Genomic DNA, 8,118 nt, shown 5'->3' with positions numbered 1-8,118 from the left:
CCCGGGAGAGCGGGCTGTTTCAATCCATCTGGCCTCCATCTCATGCAGGTTCCGGGATCTCCTCATACAAATGCCTGAGATTCCTCCTGCCCGTATCGGTCAGCGCGGTCTTTGGGATCGAAAAGAAAGAGATTAGGGATGGTTCATTTCACGGTCTCAGCTGCCATCCGAACATCGGTTGCCTTAACCGTCTTTCTGCCTGCATGACCTGCCAGTTTGATCGCTTCTTTTGCGATCCTTGATGCGTACTGCTCCATCAGTTTTGCGAGCTCTTCATTGGCGTCGGAACTCACACGCTCCGCACCAGATTTCTTCACGATTCTGCCAACAGGCGCCAGTGGTATATCAGTCACGATCTCATTTCCCCCTTTTCATTGAGCTCTGTGAAATGTAATCTCAAACAGAGCACGTTTTACAGAAGCACCATAGGTATTCTCATATAAATACTTATCTGCCCCCGGAGGGGTTGAAGCGAGAAATTCAGAACGGGAAGGGTATCAAAGTGAGGGAAAGACCCGGATTATATCAGTCTGTGTAACGATCCCGATCGGCTTACCATCCTCAACAACAACGAGCCTCCCAATCTCGCGTTCCTTGAATCGACCCACAAGCTCATAGAGCCGGATCGACGGCGGCGCCTCCACCACATCGGCGGTCATGACCCGTGAGACGGGCGCGTCCAGCGTCAGGCCCTCGTCCAGGCCCCGGGCGACGTCACTCAACGTCACGATACCCTGCAGGCGGCCGTCCTGCACCACCGGCGCCCCGTGAATATGGTGCGCGTTGAAGAGGCGGATCGCATCGCGGAAGGTTGCGTCAGGCGGCAGGGTCAGGAGCGGAGTGCTCATGTAATGCCTGATCGTCTGTTTCGGCAGTGATATCATCTCCGATACACTGATCAGGAGCAACTGCTGGTTCTCGTCCATCCCGAAGACCTCACCCCGGACGAGGAGTTTGTTCACCGGCGTGGGCCCGATCGAGACCATATCCCCTACCTTGAAGAGCTTCACGCTCCCGATAATCTTGATCATCGCATGACAGAGATCAGGGTGACAGAGGGTGGTAAAACTGAGTTCGGCGACACGGACGCCCTTCACCTTCTCACCGTCGCGGAGGATCTGCACCTCTGACTGGTGCTCGAGGTCTGCCAGGTTCAGCTCCTTGTATGCGCGTGCGGTCGGGCTGTAACCGCCCTTGGGGCCGGGCACGCCGTCTACAAGCCCGAGCGCTTTTAGTGCCTGCATCTGGTTACGGACGGTGCCGGGGTTGCGCTTCAGCACATCCGCAATCTCCTCACCTTTTATAGAATGAGAGGCCTGATGGTATAGGGTAATCAGGGTTATTAGGATATCCTTCTGAATCGGGGAGAGATCCATAGTTATCAGTCATAATACGTTGTTTAAATACATTAGGTTGTGCGTGCAGTGGAGTTTGAAACCATCCCGACCGTTCCAACGGCTGATGAAGTGCTCGACCGCAGCCTTCGCAGGGCAGCGGCAAAGAAGAAACTCAAGATCAACGTCGATCGGGCGAACGAAGAGTTCGTGAGAGCGGTCGCAAGCGCCATCCACGATAAATTAAAGAGCGTGGTCAGTTCGTTCCCGAGTTTCGAGCGTCTCCCTCCTTTCTACCGGGAGGTGGCCGACATCCTCGTCTCGCTCGACCGGCTGAAGAAGTCCCTCGGCGCCGTCACATGGGCGGCGGACCAGGTCAGAGTCATCGGCTCCGGCTACGCCCGCAGCATGCGCTCGGCGACCGACACGGGCCAGCTCCGCCGCCAGGCCGTTGCCCGGATCGCCTCCGTCGTCCACCAGGTGGACGACGACCTCATATTCCTCAACGAAGCCCGTAATATCCTCCGGAAACTCCCGCACGTGAGCGAGGACGAGTTCACCGTGGTGGTGGCAGGATACCCCAACGTCGGGAAATCATCGTTTATCAGGCTCGTCTCCACGGCAGAACCCGAGATCGCCGCCTACCCCTTCACCACAAAGGGCGTCATCGTCGGCCACCGCGACCTCGGGAAAAGCGAACGGGTCCAGTTCATCGATACACCAGGCGTCCTCGAGCGCCCCGCCGACGAGAGGAACCCCATCGAGCGGCAGGCGGTAAGTGCCATCATCAACACGGCCGACGTCGTGCTCTTCATCCTCGACGCGAGCGAGCACTGCGGCTACGCGCTCGACGACCAGGTCAGGCTCCAGGAAGAGATACAGGGGCTCGTCGACGTTCCGGTGGTGACGGTCGCAAACAAGGCCGATATCAGGAGGATCGAGGACTACCCGGCGATCTCCACACTCACCGGCGAGGGGGTGGAGGGAGTGCTCGACCTGCTGCTCAGACACAGAATGGACACCAGGCAAGCGAGCCTGCAAGAACCGCCCCGATCAGAAAACCAGCAATCGCGCCGCCGTTCAGGGGCGGGAGACCCGCCTGGGGCTTACCCTTATTGACGAAGTAGAGGAGCACGGCAAGCCCCGCTATCGAGCCCGCCATCGCGCCGAGCGTCGGCGCGGAGAGGACCCAGAAGACGGCGGGCGCGTCCACGAAGACGTGTGACGATGCCACGAGGATGGAGGGCATGATCAGGTCGCCCATGCCCATGAGAAATGCGCCGCGCTCCTCCCCTTCCCCGATGTTGAGCCCTTCTTTGCGGAACGAGTAGTCCATCCTCTTCGGGACCACGACCATGATCGGCGCCTTCGTCTCGATGACGCCTTCGGCGAGCGTGATCATATGTTTTGTCCGATAAACCGATATGGCGTCATAGACGGCGAGCAGCACGAGCAGCACGAGAACCGGCAGGATAGCAAGGGATATCCCGAAGATGGACGCGATGCCGGCCGATATCAGCACGCCGAGGATATCGATGACGTACCACTCAGGGTAGAGGTAGAGGAGCGCGGTCGCCGCCCCGGCGGCGATGACCGTCCCGATGGCGGCGGCACCGGTCACGCCGAGCGCGAGGGTGGAAAGCGCGCCGAAGATGTAGAGGAACGTCATGAATATGGCAAAGCCGATGAAGAGGGCGATGAAGCGCCGTCCTCCCACCCTGATCAGGAGGAGCAGTATCAGCGTGAAGACGAGCAGCATCCCTATGAAGATCAAGGGATTTGCAACCGACTCAGGGTCTTCGAACGCCACAAGCCCCGCCGCCTGCATGGGCATGACGAGGATGATAGCGATGACCTGGACGGCGAGAAGCATGAGGGGCATCCCAAGAAACGGCAGCCAGTTGCGTATCTGCATCATAAAAACTCCATTCACTTTAGGTAGGTTAATTAATGCATCCTCATCATTTTAAAATATGGAGATTCGCGAACTCATCGGCGACATCGTTCTCACCATCGTGATGGTGGCCTCCACCGTCGTGCTGGTGATGCGATTCTGGCAGGACCTGCTTATAGCAGTTGCTGCGACGTTCATGATGCTCTCTCTTGGAGGACTGCTCATATCTCTTGGGTTAAAGATCGTAAGGCTCGAGCAGAGCGTCGTACAGCGGGAGCGCACCATGCGCGTGAACATGGAGGAGATGGGGAAGGCGATGAGCGCCAAATACGACAACACCATGGGTCACATCGAGGAGATCGTCGACGGGCTCTCCCGGCGGATGTACCGGTGAACCGCCATCTTCATGGTCTCTCACCCTCTCATGAGTAGGTAGCATGGGCGTTGCTATCCGCGATATTCTGGCAGATTGTAAAGAGACATTGACATGGGGCGACCTTCCCGGCATCGCCGCGGTGGACGCCCATAACGCGCTCTACCAGTTTCTCTCGATCATCAGGCAGCCTGACGGCACCCCGCTGATGAACGGCGCGGGCCGGGTCACCTCGCACCTCTCCGGCATCCTCTTCCGGACGGTCAACTTCCTGGAGAAAGGCATCAAGCCGGTCTTCGTCTTTGACGGGAAACCGCCGGAGTTCAAACAGGAGACGATCGAGCAGCGGCGGGAGGTCCGCAACCGGGCGAGCGAGGCCTGGAAGGCGGCACTGAAAGAGGGCGATATGGAGGAGGCGTATAAGCAGGCGAGCGCGTCCACCCGGATTGACCGGCATATCATCGAGTCGTCCCACGAACTCCTCGACCTGCTCGGCATCCCGGTGGTGCAGGCGCCGAGCGAAGGCGAAGCACAGGCGGCTCATATGGTACGGAGCGGGGGCGTCACCTACGCGGTCTCGCAGGACTACGACTCGCTCCTCTTCGGCTCCCCGGTGCTCGTGCGCAACCTCACAGTCAGCGGCCGGAGGAAGGCACGCGGCAGGACGATCACAGTAAACCCCGAGCGGTTCGTCCTCTCTTCCGTCCTCGACAGCCTCGGTGTCACACGAGAGCAGCTCATCGAGATCGGCATCCTGGTGGGGACCGACTTCAACCCCGGGATCCGGGGCGTCGGCGGCAAGACGGCCTTAAAGGTCGTGCGTAACGGCGAGTTTGAGTCCTTGAACGCCGAGAAGCAGCCTGACTTCGATCCCGGGCCGATCCGGGAGTTCTTCCAGAACCCGCCGGTCACCGACGATTACGCCCTCGAGTGGAGGACGCCGGACGTCGAAGAGGTTGTGGAGATGCTCTGCGGGCGCTACGACTTCTCAGAAGACCGGGTCAGAAACGCTCTTACCAAGGTCTCGGTGAAGGCGACGCAGAAGACGCTTGATGCCTGGTTCTGACGCACCACGGGGTGGGGAGGAACGGGGGCCGGTGCCGCTCGCACCCCTGTGGCGGTAGCAGCCGCGTCGGCAGGCCAGGTCCATTCCCGCATCCAGCAGGCTATGGAGTCTACCCAGACGAAATCCGATCAGGTACCCGGATAACGGAACGTTGGACACGCCCTGGTACACCGCCCGCATAAACCCAATGAAAATCGTGTCATCCCGGAAAAGACCCCGTATCAGGCTCGGTTCGGCGGTTTGTCAACGACACAATAGATATAAAGTACCGGGACACATTAAGCAATTGTAATACCAGTACAAGGATTCTGATGTGAGATGAAAGGTACGGGAACCAGCGACCGCGTCAGCGGGTGTCCCGGCGATCTCCCGGGCATTCCTGGCCATTACCCACCGTTCTCCCGGCGGCGCTAACCCATCCTGCTGCATCCCGCCGTTACTTCCGTACCTCGCTCACCGATCGCTTTGCCGAACCCGGTGTGCTCCTGATCGGGCCACCGCAGGGATCGTTTTATGAGCAGCTGAGACTCTAAGCAGGGAACAATATCAAAAGGTGATCTGAAATGAGAGAAATTTACGAGAAGATGATAAACGAGGCCATGGCCGCCCAGCGAGCGGACGTGGAGACAGTAAAGGCGAAACGCGGCCAGAAATTCGTCATTGAGGACACAAAACCCTACGTCGACGTGGCCCGGAAGATGACGGCGATCGGCAACCAGAGCCAGGCGGTCATCGACCTCCACAAAAACTCGGTGATATCGCACTACGAGATCTTAAAGGGCCTTACAAAGACCGTCCGCCCCGAAGACGACCCCTTCGTTGAGCACTACCAGACGCCGGTCGTGCTTGAGATCCTGAAAGGTCAGGACGAGGCGTTCGCAAAAAGTGTCGATACCTTCGTTCAGGCAATCGCTGATGCAGAAGCACTGATCGGCCTTGAAGGGGTGCGGCACTACGGCGGGTTCTACGGCCCCACCTGCGTCGTCGACTTTGCGCTGATGCCAGGGAGCACGAGCAACGTGGTGAACCGCGTGCTGACGAAGACCGATATCCCGGTCGAGCACAAGCGGGCTATCCTCGCCGCCAAATCGTGGGGTATGAACACCTCCTACGGTTTCGGCGACGCCTTCGCCCACGCCCTCGAGGCAGGGGCCACCCCCGCTGAGGCGACGGTCAAAGAGATCGAGATCATGCAGAAGCTCTACCGCGAACCGGTCGAGGCCCAGGTGGAACTGATGGATGATGCCGGCATGACGTCGTTTGATGCCCGGAAGTACATGAGCGAGTACCGGCGGCGGATGGAGGCGACCGTCAAGGCGGCCATCGACGACGGCGTCCACTACGGCAACATCCTGACCATACCCGCCTACAGCGTCGGCGACGTCTCGCACCACATAGCCCAGTCGACCTTCAATATGTGCAAGGACGACGTCATCATGGCGGTGATCGAGGCGGTCACCGACGTGATGGAGTCCACGCTCCGGAAGTCGCTTGACTCGTTCAAGAGTTACTGGGACGTCCTCTCGCTTGCGACGGGCGCCTCGGCGGCCGCGACCGAGTACATCCTCGAACTCGACGGGTTCAACGCTCCTATGATCGTCGACCTGCTCACGAAGAGGTTCCACAACTACGTCCAGGTCTACCCGGCCAGGGGAGCGGCAGCAGAACTCCACAACTGCGACTTCATGGACACAATCTACCGCGGATGGAAGATCCTCGATAAGGCGGAGCGGCTCCGGAACGGGTCCGGTGAGGAACTGGTCCCCATGGTCGGCAAGTACCCAATCGATCTTGCGCCCATCCACAAAAACGAGGTGCTGATGAACCCGCAGTGGTACGCCTACGCGGCCTGTGCAATATCGGTCCGGTTCTCCGCACTGATGCGACTTGCTGACTATCCGTGCCTCCTGACGAGCGAGCCCGTGACCGCGACGATGATGACAAACATCATCGCCCTCGAGAAGGAGACGGCAGCTGCTCCGGTGCGGGCCTGCAAGAACTGCGCAGCGGCCTGTCTGGTTGATCTGCGGCACCAGTACTGCCAGTGGAAAGAGGCGGTCTGAAGAGGAAGGGAGTTGCCATGAAGTGCTACTATTGCGCCCTTGAGGGGGGAGAGAGCGAGGCAGTGGCAATCTGCATCGTCTGTGGGATGGGGCTCTGCATGGAGCACGCTGTCCGGAAGGATGTCGATGTCTGGGAAGGCGGCTACCCGCTCCCCAGCAGGCGCGTGAAGGCTCCGCTGCCGCGGATCCTCTGTCCCGAGTGCTATGCTGCCCTGTATGGGAAGTGAGGCACATTCTCAAATCATTTTGGCAAAACCATTACCCTAAAAGGATGGTATGACTAACTGGTGAAACTATGACTGTATCTCTTGGAAAGCGGTCCATCGCCGAGGCCGTCGGCACATTCATCCTGGTCTTCTTCGGGGCCGGGGCCGCGGCCGTCACGCTGATGCTGGCTTCGGGAACCTCCCCGACGACACCCTTCAACATAGGGATCGGGGCGCTCGGGGGCCTCGGCGACTGGCTCGCTATAGGGCTCGCCTTCGGCATCGCGATTGCCGGGTCCATCTACGCCCTCGGGAGGGTATCCGGCTGCCACATCAACCCGGCGGTGACGATAGGTCTCTTTGCGACCGGGCGGTTCTCCGCCCGGGATACAGGAGCGTACATCGTCGCCCAGCTGATCGGTGCGGCGGCGGCAAGCCTGCTCTTCGCCTGGGCTGTCGGCCCGGACGCCGTCACGATCGGAGGCCTCGGGGCAACAGCGCCCTTCCCGGGCATCGGCTACCTGCAGGCGATCGTCATCGAGGCTATCGGGACGTTCCTCCTCATGCTCGTCATCATGGGCGCCGCCGTGGATGAACGTGCTACGCCGGGCTTTGCCGGCCTCGCGGTCGGTCTTACGGTCGCCGGCATCATCACGACGACCGGGAACCTGACCGGCGCATCGCTCAACCCCGCCCGTACGTTCGGGCCGTACCTCGGTGACTGGCTCCTTGGCGGGCAGAACCTCTGGGGGCTCTTCCCCATCTACATCATCGGCCCAATCATCGGTGCGGTGCTCGCAGCATTCCTCTACGACTACCTCTCCAGCGATTAGGCCAACCCCACCCTTTTTTCCCCACGCTTCCCGGCAAAGGACCACATGACCGTGTGGCTACCGGGCCATACTTCCACGCGACTGTTGCGTTACGCAGAAGTGCGCGAAGTGGACTATACCGTCCAGCAACCGAACTTCGCGTCCTTCGCGTGAGAGCGCGAGAGGCTGTACGCATGAAAGCACCTATTCCCCAGGCTCGCCCGGGGCAGTGGACCGTGGTGGGAATCTCCTCGGGGGGTGGGGGCAGGGGAGGGGGCTTGCCCCCATTGGCGTGAACGCAACCATGGGTGCACTGCGTTACGGGTTGGCTATCGGCGAGGTTCAAGCTCTGTTGAACCCCCGCGTCGGT

Annotated in this window: 9 protein-coding genes; 6 read left to right on the top strand and 3 right to left on the bottom strand. The window is 60.0% G+C overall.

Annotation, left to right across the window (positions count from 1 at the left end):
* Positions 1–143 precede the first annotated feature (143 nt).
* Both BP858_RS06830 and BP858_RS06825 read right to left on the bottom strand, forming a co-directional pair.
* Positions 144–353 (bottom strand): histone family protein, encoded by a 210-nt coding sequence (locus tag BP858_RS06830; protein WP_011844756.1) that lies wholly within the window; start codon positions 351–353, stop codon positions 144–146.
* A 144-nt stretch (positions 354–497) separates the two neighbouring features.
* Positions 498–1,376 carry a CBS domain-containing protein gene (locus BP858_RS06825; protein ID WP_062264080.1) on the bottom strand — a complete coding sequence of 293 codons (879 nt, stop codon included), beginning with the start codon at positions 1,374–1,376 and terminating at the stop codon, positions 498–500.
* 48 nt (positions 1,377–1,424) lie between these two features.
* On the opposite strand from BP858_RS06825, the gene BP858_RS06820 reads away from it, so the two are divergent.
* Positions 1,425–2,453: an NOG1 family protein gene (locus tag BP858_RS06820; protein ID WP_074174892.1), complete on the top strand. Its 1,029-nt coding sequence runs from the start codon at positions 1,425–1,427 to the stop codon at positions 2,451–2,453.
* Here BP858_RS06820 and BP858_RS06815 read toward each other — a convergent pair.
* Positions 2,338–3,249, bottom strand: coding sequence for a presenilin family intramembrane aspartyl protease PSH (locus BP858_RS06815; RefSeq protein WP_074176089.1), 912 nt, complete (start codon positions 3,247–3,249; stop codon positions 2,338–2,340). The two genes, BP858_RS06820 and BP858_RS06815, sit on opposite strands and share 116 nt — an antisense overlap.
* A gap of 58 nt (positions 3,250–3,307) precedes the next feature.
* Here BP858_RS06815 and BP858_RS06810 point away from each other — a divergent pair, with 58 nt between their 5' ends.
* The 5 genes from BP858_RS06810 (at position 3,308) to BP858_RS06790 (ending at position 7,769) form a co-directional block, all read left to right on the top strand.
* Positions 3,308–3,622 carry a hypothetical protein gene (locus tag BP858_RS06810; protein WP_014867472.1) on the top strand — a complete coding sequence of 105 codons (315 nt, stop codon included), beginning with the start codon at positions 3,308–3,310 and terminating at the stop codon, positions 3,620–3,622.
* Positions 3,623–3,665: 43 nt separating this feature from the next.
* On the top strand, positions 3,666–4,667 hold the full coding sequence (gene fen / locus BP858_RS06805; protein WP_286879158.1) for a flap endonuclease-1: 1,002 nt from the start codon (positions 3,666–3,668) through the stop codon (positions 4,665–4,667).
* Between the two features lie 563 nt (positions 4,668–5,230).
* Entirely contained in the window at positions 5,231–6,730 is a 1,500-nt protein-coding gene (locus BP858_RS06800) for a DUF2193 domain-containing protein (protein ID WP_062264088.1), read from the top strand.
* A gap of 17 nt (positions 6,731–6,747) precedes the next feature.
* Complete coding sequence (locus tag BP858_RS06795) at positions 6,748–6,957, top strand: DUF2180 family protein (RefSeq protein ID WP_014867475.1); 210 nt, start codon at positions 6,748–6,750, stop codon at positions 6,955–6,957.
* A 68-nt stretch (positions 6,958–7,025) separates the two neighbouring features.
* Entirely contained in the window at positions 7,026–7,769 is a 744-nt protein-coding gene (locus BP858_RS06790) for an MIP/aquaporin family protein (protein ID WP_281768743.1), read from the top strand.
* Positions 7,770–8,118 lie beyond the last annotated feature (349 nt).

The organism is Methanoculleus sp. UBA413 (assembly GCF_002502935.1).
Lineage (GTDB): Archaea > Halobacteriota > Methanomicrobia > Methanomicrobiales > Methanoculleaceae > Methanoculleus > Methanoculleus bourgensis.
Note: the sequence above shows the minus strand (reverse complement) of the source record. Positions and strands in the feature narration are given on the sequence as shown.